The sequence below is a fragment of the Labrys wisconsinensis genome (assembly GCF_030814995.1).
Lineage (GTDB): Bacteria > Pseudomonadota > Alphaproteobacteria > Rhizobiales > Labraceae > Labrys > Labrys wisconsinensis.
This window is the reverse complement of record NZ_JAUSVX010000004.1, coordinates 373,319-390,886: the sequence shown is the minus strand read 5'-3', so window position 1 is coordinate 390,886 and position 17,568 is coordinate 373,319. Positions and strand designations below refer to the sequence as shown.

General features: G+C 71.2%; 14 protein-coding genes. 9 read left to right on the top strand and 5 right to left on the bottom strand.

All coding sequences use genetic code 11. The features are described 5' to 3' along the window. Nucleotides 1-54 precede the first annotated feature (54 nt). Genes QO011_RS14445 through QO011_RS14430 form a run of 4 tightly spaced genes read left to right on the top strand, consistent with a single transcriptional unit; the run spans nucleotide 55 to nucleotide 4,802 of the window. Nucleotides 55-1,290: an ROK family transcriptional regulator gene (locus QO011_RS14445; protein ID WP_307273057.1), complete on the top strand. Its 1,236-nt coding sequence runs from the start codon at nucleotides 55-57 to the stop codon at nucleotides 1,288-1,290. Continuing rightward, a complete protein-coding gene (locus QO011_RS14440) occupies nucleotides 1,287-2,273 on the top strand; it encodes an ABC transporter permease (protein WP_307273054.1) in 987 nt (328 codons plus the stop codon). The genes QO011_RS14445 and QO011_RS14440 overlap by 4 nt, the downstream gene beginning before the upstream one ends. An 18-nt stretch (nucleotides 2,274-2,291) precedes the next feature. Continuing rightward, nucleotides 2,292-3,251 (top strand): sugar ABC transporter substrate-binding protein, encoded by a 960-nt coding sequence (locus QO011_RS14435; RefSeq protein ID WP_307273052.1) that lies wholly within the window; start codon nucleotides 2,292-2,294, stop codon nucleotides 3,249-3,251. Between the two features lie 6 nt (nucleotides 3,252-3,257). Beyond that, nucleotides 3,258-4,802 (top strand): sugar ABC transporter ATP-binding protein, encoded by a 1,545-nt coding sequence (locus QO011_RS14430; RefSeq protein WP_307273050.1) that lies wholly within the window; start codon nucleotides 3,258-3,260, stop codon nucleotides 4,800-4,802. Here the strand turns inward: QO011_RS14430 and QO011_RS14425 are convergent, their stop codons facing one another. Next, nucleotides 4,803-5,936, bottom strand: a complete 1,134-nt coding sequence (locus QO011_RS14425; protein ID WP_307273048.1) for a hypothetical protein — start codon at nucleotides 5,934-5,936, stop codon at nucleotides 4,803-4,805. Between the two features lie 154 nt (nucleotides 5,937-6,090). Here QO011_RS14425 and QO011_RS14420 point away from each other — a divergent pair, with 154 nt between their 5' ends. The 4 genes from QO011_RS14420 to QO011_RS14405 are packed head-to-tail and all read left to right on the top strand — an operon-like array spanning nucleotide 6,091 to nucleotide 10,305. After that, nucleotides 6,091-7,194: an ABC transporter ATP-binding protein gene (locus QO011_RS14420; protein WP_307273045.1), complete on the top strand. Its 1,104-nt coding sequence runs from the start codon at nucleotides 6,091-6,093 to the stop codon at nucleotides 7,192-7,194. Between the two features lie 31 nt (nucleotides 7,195-7,225). Next, complete coding sequence (locus tag QO011_RS14415) at nucleotides 7,226-8,455, top strand: ABC transporter substrate-binding protein (protein ID WP_307273042.1); 1,230 nt, start codon at nucleotides 7,226-7,228, stop codon at nucleotides 8,453-8,455. 21 nt (nucleotides 8,456-8,476) lie between these two features. Continuing rightward, nucleotides 8,477-9,424, top strand: a complete 948-nt coding sequence (locus QO011_RS14410) for a carbohydrate ABC transporter permease (protein ID WP_307273039.1) — start codon at nucleotides 8,477-8,479, stop codon at nucleotides 9,422-9,424. Further along, nucleotides 9,421-10,305 carry a carbohydrate ABC transporter permease gene (locus QO011_RS14405; RefSeq protein ID WP_307273036.1) on the top strand — a complete coding sequence of 295 codons (885 nt, stop codon included), beginning with the start codon at nucleotides 9,421-9,423 and terminating at the stop codon, nucleotides 10,303-10,305. Before QO011_RS14410 ends, QO011_RS14405 begins: the two co-directional genes overlap by 4 nt. 42 nt (nucleotides 10,306-10,347) lie before the next feature. Here the strand turns inward: QO011_RS14405 and QO011_RS14400 are convergent, their stop codons facing one another. Continuing rightward, the gene (locus tag QO011_RS14400) at nucleotides 10,348-11,478 is read right to left on the bottom strand and encodes an AGE family epimerase/isomerase (protein ID WP_307273034.1); all 1,131 of its coding nucleotides are present in this window, start codon (nucleotides 11,476-11,478) and stop codon (nucleotides 10,348-10,350) included. A 120-nt stretch (nucleotides 11,479-11,598) separates the two neighbouring features. On the opposite strand from QO011_RS14400, the gene QO011_RS14395 reads away from it, so the two are divergent. Further along, the gene (locus QO011_RS14395; protein WP_307273031.1) at nucleotides 11,599-13,113 is read left to right on the top strand and encodes a xylulokinase; all 1,515 of its coding nucleotides are present in this window, start codon (nucleotides 11,599-11,601) and stop codon (nucleotides 13,111-13,113) included. On the opposite strand, the gene QO011_RS14390 is transcribed toward QO011_RS14395, so the two are convergent. From QO011_RS14390 to QO011_RS14380, 3 genes are read right to left on the bottom strand one after another with little or no spacing between them, the layout of a single operon-like run. Further along, nucleotides 13,095-14,126: a LacI family DNA-binding transcriptional regulator gene (locus QO011_RS14390; RefSeq protein ID WP_307273029.1), complete on the bottom strand. Its 1,032-nt coding sequence runs from the start codon at nucleotides 14,124-14,126 to the stop codon at nucleotides 13,095-13,097. The two genes, QO011_RS14395 and QO011_RS14390, sit on opposite strands and share 19 nt — an antisense overlap. A 12-nt stretch (nucleotides 14,127-14,138) precedes the next feature. Next, nucleotides 14,139-15,782: an alcohol dehydrogenase catalytic domain-containing protein gene (locus QO011_RS14385; RefSeq protein ID WP_307273026.1), complete on the bottom strand. Its 1,644-nt coding sequence runs from the start codon at nucleotides 15,780-15,782 to the stop codon at nucleotides 14,139-14,141. Nucleotide 15,783: 1 nt separating this feature from the next. After that, a complete protein-coding gene (locus QO011_RS14380) occupies nucleotides 15,784-17,529 on the bottom strand; it encodes a class I mannose-6-phosphate isomerase (RefSeq protein WP_307273023.1) in 1,746 nt (581 codons plus the stop codon). Nucleotides 17,530-17,568 lie beyond the last annotated feature (39 nt).

The following is a 17,568-nucleotide window of genomic DNA, read 5'->3' as shown; positions in this document are numbered from 1 at the left end:
TGACATATATGGACGGGTGTGTCAAAGGCGCGACCAGGGGAGGACGCCGCAGCGATGACGCCGTCACAGGCACGATTGCGCACGGGAGTGCTGGAGGTGCTGCGGGCGAACGGCGCGCAGTCGCGGGCCGAGCTGGCGCGCCGTTTCGATGTCTCCCGCTCGACCATCTCGGCGGTGATCGCCGCCCTGATCGCCGAGCGGCTGGTGACCGAGAGCGACGGCGAAGGTCCGGCGGCCCGGGCGGCGGGGCGGCCCGGCACGCGCATCGCGCTGGCGGCGCCGGAGGGCTATTTCATCGGCATCGATTTCGGCCGCCTGTTCATCAAGGCGGCGATCTCGGACGCGAATTACCGCATCCTGGAGCAGGTCTCCTGCGACTTCGACATCGACATTCCCGCCAGCGAGGCGCTGGATCTCGCGGCGGCCGAGGTCGAGACCATCATCGCCCGGGCCGGGGTCGGGCGCCAGGAGATCAAGGCGGTCGGCATCGGCGTGCCCGGCCCGGTCGACGCGGCGACGGGCCAGCTCCATGCCGGCTCGATCCTGGCACGCTGGGTCGGCACCGACGTGCCGGGCGGCCTGGCGCAGCGCCTCGGCCTGCCCGTCTACATGGACAACGACGCCAATCTCGGCGCGCTGGCCGAGAGCGTCTACGGCGCGGCGCGCGAGACGCGGGTGGCGCTCTATGTGCTGCTCTCGGTCGGCGTCGGCCTCGGCATCCTCATCGACGGCCAGGTCTTCCGCGGCGCCGGCGGCATTGCCGGCGAGCTCGGCCACGTCGTCGTCGACGAGCACGGCGCGGTGTGCCGCTGCGGCAGCCGCGGCTGCCTGGAGGCCGTGGTCTCGGTGCATGCGCTCGCCCGGGGGCTCAGCGTCTCGCACGGCAACATCTCCTCCGACGAGATGCTGCGCCGGGCCGTGGCCGGCGACATCGGCGCCGGCCGCATCGTCGCCGATGCCGGCGCGCTGGTCGGCCGCTCGGTCGGCCATCTCTGCAGCTATTTCAACCCGGAGCTCGTCATCGTCGGCGGCGAGCTGATGCGAGCGGGCGAAGTGCTGCTCGCGCCCCTGCGCGACACGATGCGGCGCTTCTCCATCGCGCGGGCGACCGAGAACGTGCGGGTCGTGCCGGCAGCCCTGGGCGAGCAAGCCGAGCTGATCGGCACGCTGCTCTATGCCGGCGAGCGAACGCGAGCCAGCGAGCGAACGCGAGCCGGCGAGCGGGCACGGGCGGCCGAGGCGCTGCCGGCAGCGGCCGCCGGGCTTCAGAGGAAAGGACGGTCATCATGACATCGGTCGACGGCGCCGCGGATCCGGCCCGCCAGGAGAAGGCCGCCCGGGGCTGGGCCTTCCTGTCGGGCTATGCGCTGCCGATCATCTTCGTGGCCCTGCTGATCGGCTTCAGCCTGACCGTGCCGCACTTCGCCACATGGGCCAATCTCGGCAATGTGCTGCAGCGCAATTCGATCATCGGCATCGTCGCCTGCGGCATGCTCCTGATGATCGTCACCGGCGGCTTCGATCTCTCGGTCGGCGCGGTCGGCGCCATGTCCTCGGTGGTGGCCGCGGCGCTGATCGTCGAGGTCTCGATGCCGCTCGGCATCGCCGCCGCGCTGCTCCTCGGCCTGGCGGTCGGCTCCGCCAACGGCTTCTTCATCGCCAAGGTCGGCATCAACCCCTTCGTCACCACCCTGGCGACGCAGGTGCTGGTCACCGGCTTCCTGTTCGTCGGCACCTCGGCGCAGCCGGTCTACGGCGTGCCGGAATCCTTCACCTGGCTCGGGCTCGGGCGCATCGGGCCGATCCCGGTCCCCACCCTGATCTTCGCCGTGGTGGCGCTCGTCACCTGGGCGATCCTGCGCTTCACCACGCTCGGCCACTACATCTACATCGTCGGCGGCAACAAGACTGCCGCCCGCCTCGCCGGCATCAATGTCGACCGCGTCATCCTGACCACCTATGCCCTCGGCGGGCTCTGCGCGGCCATCGCCGGCGTGGTGCTGCTCGGCCAGACCAATATCGGCCAGCCCGCCAGCGCCACCGACTGGCCGCTCACCGCCATCGCCGCGGTGGTGGTCGGCGGCGTGCCGCTCAGCGGCGGCGTCGGCCAGGTCTGGAGCGCGGTGCTCGGCACGCTGCTGCTCGGCATCATCGCCAACGCCCTCAACCTCATCGGCGTGTCGCCCTTCTGGCAACCCGCCGTGACCGGCGCGGTCATCCTCGTGGCCGTGGGACTCGACAGCTATCAACGCAAACGGCGCGAGCTGCGCTGAACAAAGGGAGGAACCACCATGACCGAGCTGACACGCCGTTCGGTGCTCGCCGGAGCCGCCGGCATCGCCCTGCTGGCCGGGACGGGCCTGACGCAGGCCCAGCAGGGCAAGCGGATCGGCTTCATGATCTGGAACACGTCGGTGCCGTTCTATTCCAACCTGATCAGGACGGCCAAGGAGACGGCGGAGAAGAACGGCATCGCGCTCGACCTCCAGAGCGGCAACGGCGACCTCTCCGCCCAGATCGCCATCGTGCAGCAGTTCATCGCCCAGCAGGTCGACATGATCCTGATCGCGCCGAGCGATCCCAAGGGCATCGTGCCGGTGATCCGCCAGGCGAGCGCGGCCAATATCCCGGTGATGGCGGTCAACACCAAGGCCGACGTCAGCACCGGCGCTGAGGTGATCACCTATGTCGGCGTCGACGACTTCGTCTTCGGCCAGCGTCAGGGCGAGCTCGTGGCCAGGGCCGTGGGCGAGACCGGCAAGATCGCCTATATCCTCGGCAAGCTCGGCACCTCCGCCCAGCTCGACCGCGAGGCCGGCCTGCTCGACACGCTGAAGAAGCATCCCGGCATCACCATCCTGGAGAAGCAGGCGGCCGACTGGGACAATTCCAAGGCGCTCGCCATCACGCAGGACTATCTCAGCAAATATCCGCAGGGGACGATCGACGCCATCGTCGACCAGGGCCCGGAAGGGGTGAACGGCGCCAATTTCGCCACCACCAGCGGGCGCACCGACGTCAAGTTCATCCTTGGCGACTATCCCCTGGACGTGCGCAATGCCGTCATCAAGGGCACGGTCTACGGCACCGTGAACCAGGATCCCGCGCCCCAGGGCAAGGTGGCGATCGAGGATGCGGTGCTGTGGTTCGCCGGCAAGGGCGGCGACATTCCCGCGCCGAACCATTATCTCGACCTGCCGACGATCACCAAGGAGAACGTCGAGCACTATCCGGCGGCCTGGGGCGGCTGAGACGGGATGTCGACGCTTCTGGAGATGCGGGACATCCGAAAGGGCTTCGCCGGCGTTCCGGTGCTCCGAGGCGTCGACTTCTCGCTGCAGGCGGGCGAGATCCACGCTCTCGTCGGCCATAACGGGGCCGGCAAGAGCACGCTGATGAAGGTGCTGGGCGGCAACTATCCCGACTATGAAGGCGAGATCCGGCTGGCCGGCGAGGCCATCCGGCTCGCAGCCCCACGCGAGGCGCTCGCGCGCGGCATCGCCATCATCTATCAGGACTTCTCCCTGGTGCCCGACATGACGGTGGCCGAGAACATCGCCCTCGGCCGCGAGCCGCGCGGGCACTTCTCCGGCACCGTCGCCCACGCCCGGCTGCGCGAGCGCTCGCGGCAGGAGGCCGAGCGCCTCGGCATCGCGCTGCCGATGGACGTGCCGGTGCGGCGCCTCGGCGTCGGCGCCCAGCAATTGACCGAGATCGTGCGGGCCTGCTCGCAGGACGTGCGCATCCTGGTGATGGACGAGCCGACGGCGCGCCTCGCCCCAGCCGAGCGCGAGCTGCTGTTCGCCACGATGCGCCGCATGGCGCGGGAGCGGCAGGTCGGCATCGTCTATATCAGCCATTTCCTCGACGAGGTCTGCCGGCTGGCCGACCGCATCACCATCATGCGGGACGGCTCCGTGGTGGAGACCGGGGCGGGCTCGGCCTACACGGTCGACAGCCTGGCGCAGCTGCTGGTCGGCCACGAGATCGCCGCGCCCGCGTCCTCCGCTGCCCCCGGCGAGGCGGCGGCGACGGACGGGATGGCGCTCGAGGTCCGCGGCCTCGGCGTCGCCGGCCGGCCGCCGGCCGACCTCGCCATCCGCCGCGGCGAGATCGTCGGGCTGGCCGGCCTGGTCGGCTCGGGCCGCACGCGCTTTGCCCGGGCGCTGATCGGCGACGTCGCCGGCACCGGCAGCGTCATGGTCGACGGGCGGGCGCTCGGCCGGCGCACGCCCGAGCGCGCCACCCGCCACGGCCTGGTGCTGGTCCCGGAGGACCGCAAGGCCGCCGGCCTGGCGCTGACCGCCTCGGTCGAGGCCAACGTGGTGGCGAGCTCGCTGGCCAAGCTGCTCTCCACCGCCGGCTTCGTCCGCCCCGGCAGCCGGCCGCGCCTGGCCCTCGACATGATCCGCCGCTTCGCCATCCGCCCGCCGGACCGCCGGAAGATCGTCGGCAAGCTCAGCGGCGGCAACGCCCAGAAGGTGCTGGTGGCGCGGGCGGTCGCCTCGCGGCCGAAGGTGATGATCCTCGACCAGCCGACGGCCGGCGTCGACATCGGCGCCAAGGCCGAGCTGCACAACCAGATCCGCCTCGCCGCCCGCGAGGGCGCCGGCATCCTGGTCATCTCCGACGACCTCGACGAATTGCTCGAGCTCAGCCACCGGGTCGTCGTCATGACCGCCGGCGCGCTGGGCGGATCCTATCGCCCGAACGAGCTCAACCGCGCCAGCCTGCTCGCCGCCATCAGCCGGGTGGCTTCCGATGCGCAAACAGGTTCAGAGAACCTGCCGGGCATGGCCTGATCAGCACCGGAACGCGGCGAGCCTTGCCAGCATCGCCGCGCCGTCGGCGCTGCCGGCGCGGTCGAGAAGATCGGTGAAGGTGAAGACGCAGACGCCGTCGACCGCCGTCGGCTCCAGCGCGTCCAGGGCCTGCCCGAAGGCTGCGGCCGTCAGCTCGCTCTCGCGGCCGTTGCCGGCATGCATGCCGTCGAGATAGAGGGCCCGCCCCTGCAGGGTGCAGATGGCGCGGCGGCCGCTGCGCGCCTTGATGTCGGCGGCGACCGCGGCGGGCCAGGCCGGCGGCCGGGCGAGGATCTGGTGATAGGCCATGACCTCGAAGACATCGACCACCTCGGCGAGCGCCGCGATGTCCTGGCCGAACACCTCCTCCACCGCATTGTCGAAGTCGGCGCGAAAGAACGGCAGGGTGTTGATCGAATAATGCAGGCCGTCCCGCACGGCGGCGAGCTCCCGGCGGATGCGCGCGATCGCCGCGACCGTGCGGCCGCATTTCCACCGCGTCCAGGCCTGCCGGTGCTGCGCCCCGATCACCCCGGCCGCCGCGACGGGGTCGCCGGCCGGCAGGTCGAGGCCGAGGTCGCGGCCGAAGGCCTCCACCGTGCGGCGGGAGAAGCAATAGTCCGGCTTGTCGGCGCGGGCATCGCCGGGCAGCCAGGTCTCCCAGAAGCCGGGCCAGCGGATGAAGCCGAGATGCACGGCATCCGGTTTCAGCTCGGCGACGCCCCGGCGGAGCAGGCCGATCTTGTGGTCGAGGTTCTCCTCGCGGTCGGGCGGCAGGCCGATATACCAATCTACCTGCTCGGCCGGCCGGCCCCGCTGGTCGATGGCGGCGAGCCCGGGATGGGCGGCGGAGAAGGCGGGATCGAAGCAGATGTTGAGGCAGGCGAGATAGGCGATGCCGCGCTCGCGCAGGAGCGCACGGAAGGCGACGTCGTCGAGGCCGCCATAGGCCCCGCGGTCGGCGTCGGCGACCGCGCTCGCCACCGCCGAATTCGACATCGGCAGGAAGCGGCTTTGGGCGATGACATAGGTGACGCCCCAGGCCGCCAGGAGGTCGGCGGCCTCGGCCGGGCTCATGCGGTGACGCAGGAACCAGTCGTTGTCGTAGATCTTGACGCCGAACCTGAGGTCCACGGCCCGCCTCCCACCGAACGATCCCGGCGCATATGCCGTCCTCGGGGCGGGGTGTTCAAGCCGGATCTGGCGCGCGCCCGATTCCGCGGAGCGGCTTGCGGCCGCGCCTTGCTGCACTTATGGTGATATAACGATCTATCACCCGAGTGACCGCATGGCGTCCGTTTCGATCAGGGCCCTCGACAAGTGGTTCGGCGATTTCCACGCCATCCCAGCCCTCGACCTCGACATCGAGGATGGCTCCTTCGTCGCCCTGGTCGGCCCGTCCGGCTGCGGCAAGTCGACGACGCTCCGGATGATCGCCGGGCTGGAGACCCCGACCGCCGGACGACTGATGATCGGCGGGCGCGACGTGACCGACCTGCCGCCGCGCGAGCGCGGCGTCGCCATGGTGTTCCAGAGCTACGCCCTCTATCCCCACATGACGGTGCGGGAGAACCTGACCTTCGGGCTGAGGGTTGCCGGCGTGGGCACGGCGGAGCGCGCGCGCCAGGCGCTCGAGGCGGCCCGCCTCCTGGAGATCGAGCCCTATCTCGACCGGCGGCCGGCCCAGCTCTCGGGCGGCCAGCGCCAGCGCGTCGCCATCGGCCGCGCCCTGGTGCGCAAGCCCGACGCCTTCCTGTTCGACGAGCCCCTCTCCAATCTCGACGCGCAGCTGCGCAACGCCATGCGCATCGAGCTGAAGAAGCTGCACCAGCGCCTCGGCGCGACCATCGTGTTCGTCACGCACGACCAGGTCGAGGCCATGACCATGGCCGACCGCATCGTGCTGATGCGCAAGGGCGTGATCGAGCAGGCGGGAACGCCGCTCGACCTGTTCGAGCGGCCGGCCAACGGCTTCGTCGCCGGCTTCATCGGCGCGCCGGCCATGCGCTTCTTCGCCGGCGTCGCTGAGGCGGGGCCGGGCGGGGGCACGGCGATCCGCCTCGACGGCGGCGAGACCCTGCCGATGGGCGATGCCGCCGCCGCCCCCGAGCCGGGACGGCGCGTGCGCGTCGGCATCCGGCCGGAGGACGTCGTGCCGCGCGGCCACGGCCTGCCGCCGCAGCGCGGCTTCGCCTTCACCGCGCCGGTGCTGCTGAGCGAGCCGCTCGGCAACGAGACCCTGCTGATCGCTCCCTTCGGCGGCGGGGAGGTGACGAGCCGCATGTACCGCCCCAAGCCCGTGAGGGTCGGCGACGTGCTCGAGTTCGCCGTCGACCTCGACCGCCTGCACCTCTTCGACGAGGCGAGCGAGCTCGCCCTGCCGAGGCCCTGAACAACAAGCCGAACCCCCAAGGAGGACCAAGATGACGGCGCGCTGGATGAGGACCGTACTGGCCGCAATCGCCATCGGGGCGAGCACAATGGCCTTTGCCGAGCCCCTGAAGCTCTACCACGACAAGTATTTCTGGCAGGAGAGCATGAAGCGCATGGCGACCTATGCCGAGAGCAAGGGCCATCCCTTCGTGCCGACGCCCTATGCCACGGACCAGTACCAGGCCTTCATCGCCACCGGCGTGCAGTCCGGCAACGCGCCCGAAATCTTCACCTGGTGGAACGGCACCAAGCTCAAGGACCTGGTCGACGCCGACGCATTGCAGCCGCTCGACGACGTCTGGAAGGAGGCGGTGAGCGCCGGCCAGATGGATCCGGCCAGCGCCGAGCTCTACACCGTGGACGGCAAGATCTACGGCGTGCCGCTGCACCTCTCCTCCTGGGTGGTGTTCTACAACAAGGCGCTGTTCAAGCAGGCCGGCCTCGAGCCGCCCAAGAGCTGGAGCGACCTGCTCGCCGCCTGCGACAAGCTGAAGGCTGCCGGCATCACCCCGTTCGACGCCACCGTGCAGGACGGCTGGCGCGGCTTCATCTGGTTCGAGGAGCTGCTGCTGCGCACCGACCCGGCGGCCTACATGAAGCTGAACAGCGGCGAGCTCTCCTACACCAGCCCGCAGGTCAAGGCGGTGTTCAAGCTCTGGGGCGACCTCTACGCCAAGGGCTATTTCACGCCGGCGACCTCGAACGAGGAGGTGCTGAACTTCGCGCGCGGCAAGGCGGCGATGTACCTGATGGGCGACTGGGCCATCCAGAACATCAAGGAAGGCGGCATGAAGCCCGGCGAGGATTTCGGCGCCTTCGTCATGCCCAATGTCGACCCGTCGCTGCCGCCCTCCGTCATCAACGAGGGCGCGCCGATCGTCGTCTCCAAGGCCGGCGCCAAGAACCCGGACGTCATGGCCTTCGTCAAATGGTGGATGACCGACGAGGCCGCCTCGCAATGGGCCAAGGACCCCTCGCTCAACATCGGCAACATCAAGGCGCCCAAGCCCAATGTCGTGGTCGAGGACGTCGCCAAGGTGCTGGCCGCGACCAAGGCCAAGCCCTATCCGCGCTACTGGGAGGCCTCGCCCTCCGACATCGTGCTGCCGGCGGTCGAGCAGTTCAACAAGTTCATGGTCACCCCGACGCCCGAGGTGGCGGACCAGGTGATGGCGGCGGTCGACAAGATCGCCTCCGACTACTGGGCGGCCCACAAATAGGCCCGGCGGGTGAGCAGGACGATGAGCGACCCGACGGCGACACCGTCCGAGGCGGAGGACCGGCGCCCTCCCCTGTCCGCCGCCGAGCGGCGCGTGCGCCGGCGCACCACGCTGACGGCGCTCGCCTTCATGGCGCCGGCGATCGTCATGGTCTCGGTATTCCTGCTCTATCCCGTCGCCGACAACATCTGGATCTCGTTGACCGGCTGGGCGAAGTTCTCCGGCTTCAACCGCTTCGTCGGCGCGCTGAACTATCGGCAGGCGCTGTCGAACCCCAACTTCTACGAGGCGACCGTCAACACGGTGGTGTGGGTGGTCGCCTCGCTCACCCTGCCGATCCTGCTCGGCCTCGCCTTCGCCGTGCTGCTGCGCCGCGTGCCGGGCCAGGGCGCGTTCCGCTCGCTGTTCTTCATCCCGCGGCTGCTGGCGCCGACGGCGATCGGCACGATCTGGTACTATGTCTATGCCGACGCCGGCATCCTCAACACCGTGCTCCATGGCGTCGGCCTCGGCGGGCTGGCGCGCAGCTGGCTCTATGATCCGACCTGGATCACCCCGGCGATGATCCTCGCCCATGTCTGGCAGACCACCGGGCTGGTGATGGTGCTCCTGCTGCTCGGCCTCGCCGCCCTGCCGCCCGATCCGATCGAGGCGGCGACGGTGGAAGGCGCCTCGCCCTGGCAGACCTTCCGCCTGGTCGTCCTGCCGATGCTGTTCCCGACCCTGGTGGTGGTGACGATCATCTCGGTGATCGCCGGCTTCACCACCTTCGACCTGGTCTGGGTGATGGGGCGCGACTATCCCAACCGCTCGACGCTGACGCTGGCGACGCATCAATATTGGGAATCCTTCCGCTCCAGCCGCTGGGCCTATGGCGCGGCCGTGGCGGTGATCCTCGGCGCCATCGCGCTTCTCATCACCTGGGTGCAGGCGCTGCTGCAGCAGCGCCTGGAGGAGCGCTCGCGATGAAGGCCGCCGCGCTCGATGCCGGCCTGTCGCCGGCCGCCTCCGAAACCGCCCGGCGTCACGCCCGCGCCAACCGCGCCGTCTTCTGGATCGCGGTGGCGGTCAGCCTCTTGTGGATCGCGCCGTTCTACTATGCCGCGATCACCGTGTTCAAATCGGGCAGCGACTATGTCCAGGGCGGGCCGCTCGCCCTGCCCGCCTCGCTGGCGCCGGTCGTCGACAACATCGTCCAGGCCTGGATCCGCACCTCCATGGCCTCGGGCATGCTCAACTCGCTGCTCTACGGCACCGTCGGCGCCGGCGCGGCGGTGCTGATCGCCGCCTCGGCCGCCTTCGGCCTGGCGCGGCTCGACGTCCGCGGCCGCGCCTTCTGGTTCCTGCTGATCTTCAGCGGCACCATCTTCCCCTTCCAGATCTATCTCATCCCGCTGTTCCAGAGCTTCGCGCGCCTCGGCCTGCTCGACACGCGCATCGGCCTGCTGCTGGTCTACATCGCCATCTGCATCCCGTTCCCGACCCTGGTCCTGAAGAACTACATGGGCCAGCTGCCGCGCGAGCTCGACGAGGCCGCCCGGATGGACGGCTGCTCGGAATGGCGCATCTTCCGGTCGATCGTGCTGCCGAACTGCCGCGGGCCGCTGATCGCCACCTTCCTCCTGCAGTTCAACTGGATCTGGAACGACCTCGTGTTCTCGATGGTGCTGACCGTCGACGAGAGCAAGCGCTCGATCATGAATTCCCTGATGGTGTTCCAGGGCAATTATGCCGGCACGACGCCGAACCTGGTGGTGACGGCGACGGTGCTGGCGAGCCTGCCGACCCTGGGGCTGTTCTTCCTGCTGCGCCGCTACTTCATGCAGGGCCTGGCCCTGCAGACCGCCTGAGGCGGCTCACGCCCCCCGAAGCGGCGTCCCCCCTGAGGCGGCTCACGACGCCTCGAGCCGCAGGATCTCCGGCACCGGCGCGAAGAGATGGTAGAGCGTGCTGGCGGGGATGGCGGATGCCGAGGGCCGGCCGTCGAGCGTGAAGGCGTCGCGCCAGGCGCCCGCGGGCACGCCGGCGAGATAGGTCTTGCCGAGCCGCCCGGCCAGGGCCGCGGCCTCCTCCAGGAGCTCGGGCCGATGCCCGGCCGATCCCTGGACGACCAGGGCCTTGAGGTATTCGGTCTGCGGCCAGAGCCGCCGGCGGTCGACCAGCGGGCGGCCGGCGATATCGACCTCGTCGACAAGGAAGCCGTCGGCTGTCAGCCCCAGCCGCACGGCGGCGTCGAAAAGGCGGCCGCAGAGCGCGTCCACGGGGCGGCGGGCGGCGCGCTCGTAGCGGCGCAGCAGCCAGGTCCATTCGGCCATGTGGCCGGGATCCAGGCGCTCGGAGCGGACCTGCGGCGACCGCTCCCAGGCCGGGCCGAAGAACTCGGTCAGCACGCCGGCCTCCTCGTCGAGGAAGCGGGCGCGCAGCAGGCCGAAGATCTCGCCCGCGCGGGCCAGATGCCGGGCCTCGCCCGTCGTCTCGTGCAGGGCGAGGCTCGCCTCGAACAGGTGCATGTGCGGGTTCTGCCGACGCGGCAGCTCGCCCCGGTCGCTCTCGGCCCAGCCGCCGTGCGGCGCCGCCAGCGCGCCGTCGACCACCGCCAGCGTCTCCTCGATCCAGGCGGCGTAGCGCGCCTCGCCGGTGGCCCGGCCGAGGTGCCCCAAAGCGAGCAGCGCAAAGGCATGGTCGTAGAGATCGCGCCGGCCATCCGTGATGCCTCCGGCACGATCGAAACGGGCGGCCCAGCCCGGCCGGCCGTCGGGCGCCCAGGCGAGAGCGCGCAGGCGCTCCATCATCCGCGCCGCGAGGTCCAGGGCCGGGGCGCGGTCGACGAGGCCGAGCTCGGCGGCATGGGCGAGGACATAGGCCTGCCGCATGCCGGTGCGCAGGCGCAGCTCCGCCTCGGGCTGCGGCGTCCCGTCCATCGCCAGCGTCTCGTGGAACAGGCCCTCGGCATCGGCCGCGCGCGGAAGCCAGAACGGCAGGGCCTGGTCCCGGACCCAGGCGAGGTAGTTGCGAAGCGACATGTCCCTGCCTTCCCAGTGCCGGCAGGGCCGCCGCGACCGGATTGACGCTGACATCCCGGCCCTGCCATACTCAAGATATAACGATCTATCAGACAATGATCCAGCATGGGGCGGGAGCCTATGTCAGCCACGGTCCTCGGCATCGACGTCGGCACCAGCCTGATCAAGATCTGCCTCGTCGACGCGGACGCCGTCTGCCTGGCCGAGGCGGAGCGGCCGGTGCGCACGGCCATGCCGGAGGCCGGCGTCGCCGAGCAGGACGGCGCGGCCGTCATCGCCGCCATCCTCGCCATGCTCGCCGAGCTCGCCGAGCGGCAGCCGGAGGCCGTCTCCCGCCTCGCCGCCATCGGCGCCAGCGGCCAGACCGCCGGCTCCATCGCGGTGGACCGCCAAGGGGCGCCGCTGACCCCCTGGTACCCCTCGGCCCTCGACACCCGCTTCCGGCCCCAGCTCGAGCGGATGAAGGCGATCGCGGCAGATGTGCTCTTCGCCCGCAACGGCGCCTGGCCGTTCACCACCCCGCGCATGCTGTGGTGGCGGGACACCTCGCCGGCCACCTTCGACGCCATCGCCTGCGTCCCCTCGCTGGCCGGCTTCGTCATCGGCTCCCTGGCGGAAGCGCCACTGCCGGCCATGGCCTGCGACGCCACCACGCTCACCTGGTACGGCGCCGCCGACCTCGCCGCCCGCCGCTGGGACGACGACCTCGTCCGCGCCTTCGGCCTGCCGGCCGCCGTGCTGCCGACGCTGGTGCCGAGCTTCTCCGTGGTCGGCGCCCTCGGCCGTTCCGTCGCCGCCGCCACGGGCCTCAGCCCGGGCATCCCGCTGGTGGTTGGGATCGGCGACACCGTCGCCTCGCTGATCGGCGCCAACGTGCTCACGCCCGGCGAGGTCTATTCGGTCAACGGCTCCTTCATCAACTATCTCGTCTGCCTCGACCGCTGCCTGATCGATGCCGGCCAGGAGCGCTTCCAGCCGCTGGCGAGCCCCCTCGACGATGTCTGGTATGCGATCCTCTACGTCGCCGGCGGCGGCTTCGTGCATCGCCGCATGGCCGAGCTGCTCGGCGGCGGCGAGGGCCCCGAGACCTTCGCCGCGCTCGACGAAGCTGCCGGGGCAGTGCCGCCGGGCGCGGCTGGCCTTGCCTTCATGCCCTATATGCTCGGCCGCTTCTGCCCGCCGCAGCCGCATGCCTCCGGCGGCTTCCACGGGCTGACGCTCGCCCATGGCCGCGGCGAAGCCTGGCGGGCCGTCATGGAAGGCCTCACCTTCGACCTCATCGACACCACGGAGGCGATCGCCGAGCATATCGAGGGCTGGCGCCCGCAGACGCTGCGGCTGACGGGCGGCGGCGCCAGGAGCGCGCTGTGGTGCCGGATGCAGGCCGACATGCTGGGCGTGCCGGCCGAGCGCTTCGGCGCGGCGCCGAGCGCGCCGACCGGCGCCGCGTTGACGGCGGGCGTCGCCGTCGGCCTCTGGCCCGACCTCAGGAGCGCCGCGGGCCGGATCCGGCTGCAGTCCGACCGGTTCGAGCCCGATCGCGCCAACACCGAGGCCTATGCCCGGCTGGCGGGCCGCCGGCGCGGCCTGATCGAGCGGCTGAAGCCGGCCTGGGACTACCTCGCGGAGGCCTGAAGCGGCGGCCCGCTCGAGGCCCGCTGCACCAGGCGCGGGCGCAGCACGATGGACTGCAGCGGCGCATCCGGCTCCTCGATGCGGCGCAGCAGCATCCTTGCGGCCTCGGCCCCCAGCGTGCCGGGTGTCACCGACATGGTGGTCAGGCCGGGATCCCAGTCCGCGGCGGCGCCGATGTCGTCGAAGCCGACCACAGAGACCGCCCGGCCGGGCTCGATCCCGAGCTTGCGCAGGCCGATGGTGACGCCGAAGGCGACGATGTCCTGGTGGCAGACCACGGCGGTCAGGTCGGGGCAGCGCGCGATCAGCCGCGTCACGGCCTGCGAGCCGGCGGTGATGCTGGCCTCGCACGGCTCGATCCAGGCCTCCGGTGCCTGCTGGCCGATGCCGGCGAGGGCGCTGCGCCAGCCCGCGAGGCGCTCCTCGCGCGATTGCGAGCCGGAGCGTCCGCCGACGAAGCCGATGGTGCGGTGGCCGAGCTCGATGAGATGCGTCGTGGCCGCCGCCATGCCGATGACGTTGTCGACGCCGACGAAGTCGAAGGCGGCGCTGATCGAGCGCCGGAGCAGGCCGACGATCGGCGGCGCCCCGGCCTGCCAGTCGCGCGCCATGGCGTCGGTGGTGGAGGAGGCCGGGGAGACGATGGCGCCGGCCATCATGTTCTCGCGCAGCATGCGCAGGAACCGAGCCTGGCCGGTGAGGTCGTCATGGGTGTCGACGATGGCGGCGACGTAGCCGGCCTTCTCCAGCACCTGCGCCGCACGCGAGGCCAACTCGGCGAAGAAGGGATTGCCGAGGCCGGTCACGGCGATGGCGATGGTGGTCGACTGTCCGGCGCGCAGGCTGGCGGCGGCGCGGTTGTAGACATAGCCGATCTGCTTCATCACCGCTTCGACGCGCCGGCGCGTCTCGTCGGAAATGCGGCCGGTGCCGCGCAGGACCTGCGAGACCGTGGCGCGGGAGACGCCTGCCGCAATGGCAACATCCCTGATATTGACGCGCGACGTCGCCATGTCCCCGTCTGCTCAGCCGTCGAGGACGGTGTCCTCGATCGCCTTTGACCAAGATTGGCCCGGCCCGGCAAGGGAGCGCAACTGGGGATGGGCTTCAAACAGCTCGGCAAGGCTCATCAGAGGCCAGTCGAGCGCCGGCATGATCATCACCTTGCCGGAAAAGCGGCCTTCCAGCACCGCGCGCACGCCATCCCGCATGGCCGGGAAGCCGCCGACGGCGGCGATCAGCCGTTCCGGCGTCAACGTTCCCTGAAGGATGCGCCGAATCACCGCCTGCTGGTCCGACACGGTCGAGCCGCTGCTGGCGGTGATGCTGATGCCGTCCGTCACCAGACGCCCGAGCGGCAGGTCGACGACCTCGCCCGCCCGGGTGCCGGCAAAGCCGATCAGGAGCCCGTTCCGCGCCAGGAAGGGAATGGCCCGGCGCATCGGCTCATCCCCTGGAGCGACGACGACGACATCGTCGAAGCCGCCGGGCGCCAGCGCCGCGAGCTCGGCCTGCCAGTCCGGCCCGTCCGACGCCACGGCGTGCAGCGCCAGGCGCCGGGCTTCGGCGAGAGGCCGTAGCTCCGCGACGAGCGCGGCCAGTTTGTCCGCCCGGCGCGCCAGCGCCACGATCGCCGCCGGCCCCTCGGCCGCCTCGATGGCGCGCATCAGGTGCATGCGGCCCATGGCGCCGGAGGCTCCGAAGAGCAGCAGCCGCCCGCCCGGGCGATAGTCGCAGCGGATCGGGCGCGCCCAGGCCTCGGAGAGACGCAGCGAGCGCGCGCCGCGCTGGGTCAGCTTGCCGTAGTGGAAATGCGCGAGATCGGCCGGCACCCCGGGCTCCACCACCACTGGGGAGAGCCAGGTGAAGGTGCCGCCGCTCGCCAGACGGTCGTAGACGCGGCCGACCGCCCGGGGATCGACCGGGCCGAGGACCAGGCAGTCGTCGACCGGCCCGGCATCGGCGAGAGCCTCGTCGAGCCCGAGGCTGCGGATCCGGCCCGTAGCCGGTCCGCCGGCGGCACGCCAGGCCGGCTCGTCCAGGCCGACGAGGTCGATGGTCCCGGCCGGCAGCGGAGCGTCGAGCATCCAGCCCGCCCGAGGATCGGCGCACAGCACCACCAGCCGCCCGCCCGGCCGCACCGCGTCGCGGCCCCACGGCCGGAAGGCGCCTTCGATGCAGCCGAGCGGCTCGAGCAGCGCGGTGGCCGCCCGGCTGAGCGGCGCCGGCACGGGAAAGACCAGGGGCCCGTCGTCGGACTGCAGCACCTCGGCATCGAGCAGGATCCGATCGGCCATGCCGCCCGGCCGGGTCACGCCGATGCAGGACCGCCGGCCGTGCTTGTAGACGTCGGGCTGCACGCCGATGCGCGTGCCCGGCCTCAGCCCGGGGTCGACGCCGCTGCCCGGCTCGTCGACGCGCAGGGCGAGCTCGTGGCCGAGGCAGACCGGCTCGCGCGCGAGATCGCGGCCGCCGAACAGCGGATAGTCCGCGCCGAGCCGCACCATCTTGGCGTCGCTGGCGCAGATCGTCACCGCCTCGACCCCGGCGAGGAGATCGCCGGCGCCGGGCTTCGGGACCTCGCCCTCGATCCAGCCGCCGTCCCGGCCGAAATGCTCGAGCCCCGCCCCCGACAGCGGCCACCAGCGGTTCGCCGGCCCCGCGCCCATGTCAGAGCCTCACCGAGGCGCGGATGGTGGCGTGCTGCGTCGCCGTGTCCGGCACCACCCGGTAGGCGCCGACCTCGGCCGGGACGATCACGGTCTCAGCGAAGCCGAAACGGACGGGCGCGAAGGCGCCGGTCGGGCTCTCGATCGTCGCCCGCTCGCCTTCGACCAGGTTGACGACGTGGACCGAGCCGCCGGTCTCGTGCGTCACCGGGGCGGTGAACCAGTGGCGCCGCGTCTCGATGAACTCGAGCTCGTGCAGGCCGGTGCGCTCCTCGCGCCAGCCCTCGCCCGAGGCGACCGGCCGCACCTGGCCGAGCACGGTCCGCTCGACCCAGGCCGTGTCCCGTTCCGGGTCCAGCACCCCGCGGCCATGGTCGACGTGCAGGGGCCGCGGCACGCCGTCGAGGCCGACCCGGCCCCAGTCCCACAGCTTGAAGGTGAAGATGTAGGGCGTGGCGCTGATCTCGAGCACGAGGCAGTCGGAGCCCGAGCAATGCACCGTGCCGGCGGGGATCGAGAAATGGTCGTGCCGGCGCGCCGGCCAGCGGTTGACGAAGGCCTCCACGTCGAGCTCGCCGCCCGGCCGATGCGCCTCTTCGACCGCCGCGAAGAAGGCGTCGGGCGCGACGCCGGTCTTCAGGCCGAGATAGACGGCCGCATCGGGGCCAGCCTCCAGCATGTAGTAGCTTTCGTCCTGGGTGTAGCTCATGCCGAAGGCCTGGCGGATATAGTCCGTCGTGGGATGGACCTGCAGCGACAGGTTGCCGCCGCCGATCGTGTCGAGGAAGTCGAAGCGGATCGGGAACTCGGCGCCGAAGCGCGCGAAGACGCGCTCGCCGAGCAGGGCCTTGGGATGGCGCAGCACCACGTTGATCGCCGGGATCTCGACCTCGACGCCGCCGAAATCGAGGAGGAGGCTGTTCTCTTCCGGCACGCAGTCGAAGCCCCAGGCATAGTTGGGCGCCTCGGCAGGCAGCTCGAATTCCCGCCGCATCCATTGCCCGCCCCAGACCCCGGGATCGAAGAACGGCACGACGCGGAACGGCCGGCGTGTCGTGGCCGCGACAGCCGCGCGCATCGCCTCGCCCGCCGCCAGGCGCGGATCCCCGCGGACGGTCGTGTCGAGGAAGAAATCGGCCTGGTCGAACAGGTCGAGCTTGTGCCGGTCCGCGGTGCGCCATTCCACGAAGAAGCCGCGCTTGTACTTGCGCAGGAAATCCTCGCCGGGATTGTCGCAGGTCCAGCTCGGCATGCCGGCGCGGAAGCGCAGCTGGATCTCCCAGCGCGGCATGTCGGCCAGGACCAGCACGTCGCCCGGCGTGACCAGGGCCGCGCCGACGCCGATGACGGCCACCGGCCCGCGCCCGGCGGCCTCGCGCACCGCCGCGCGCAGCGCCGCCAGCCCCTCCGGCCGGAAGAACTCCTCCATGCGGAAGGGCGCCATGTAGCCGAACACCCGGTCGGTGGTGAGGAAGCGCGCCAGCATGGCCTCGATCGCGGCGGGCTCCTTCATGGCGTCGCGGACCCCGAACACCGCGAGGTCCGGCAGCGCCCGGCCGAGGGCCGCGGCGATCTCGTCGAGGTCGACGCCGGGATAGGCATCGACCGTCAGGACGCCGGCCGCCCCCCCGCCGATCGCGGCTCCGAGCCGCTCGGCCACCGCCGCCCAGCCGCGGACCGCCGCGCCGTGGCCGGCATCGGGCACGACCACCGAAGGACGCTTGTCATAGGATCGACTCTTGGCCATGATGGTTCCTGGTAGAACGATGTATCATGTGCGTAGCAA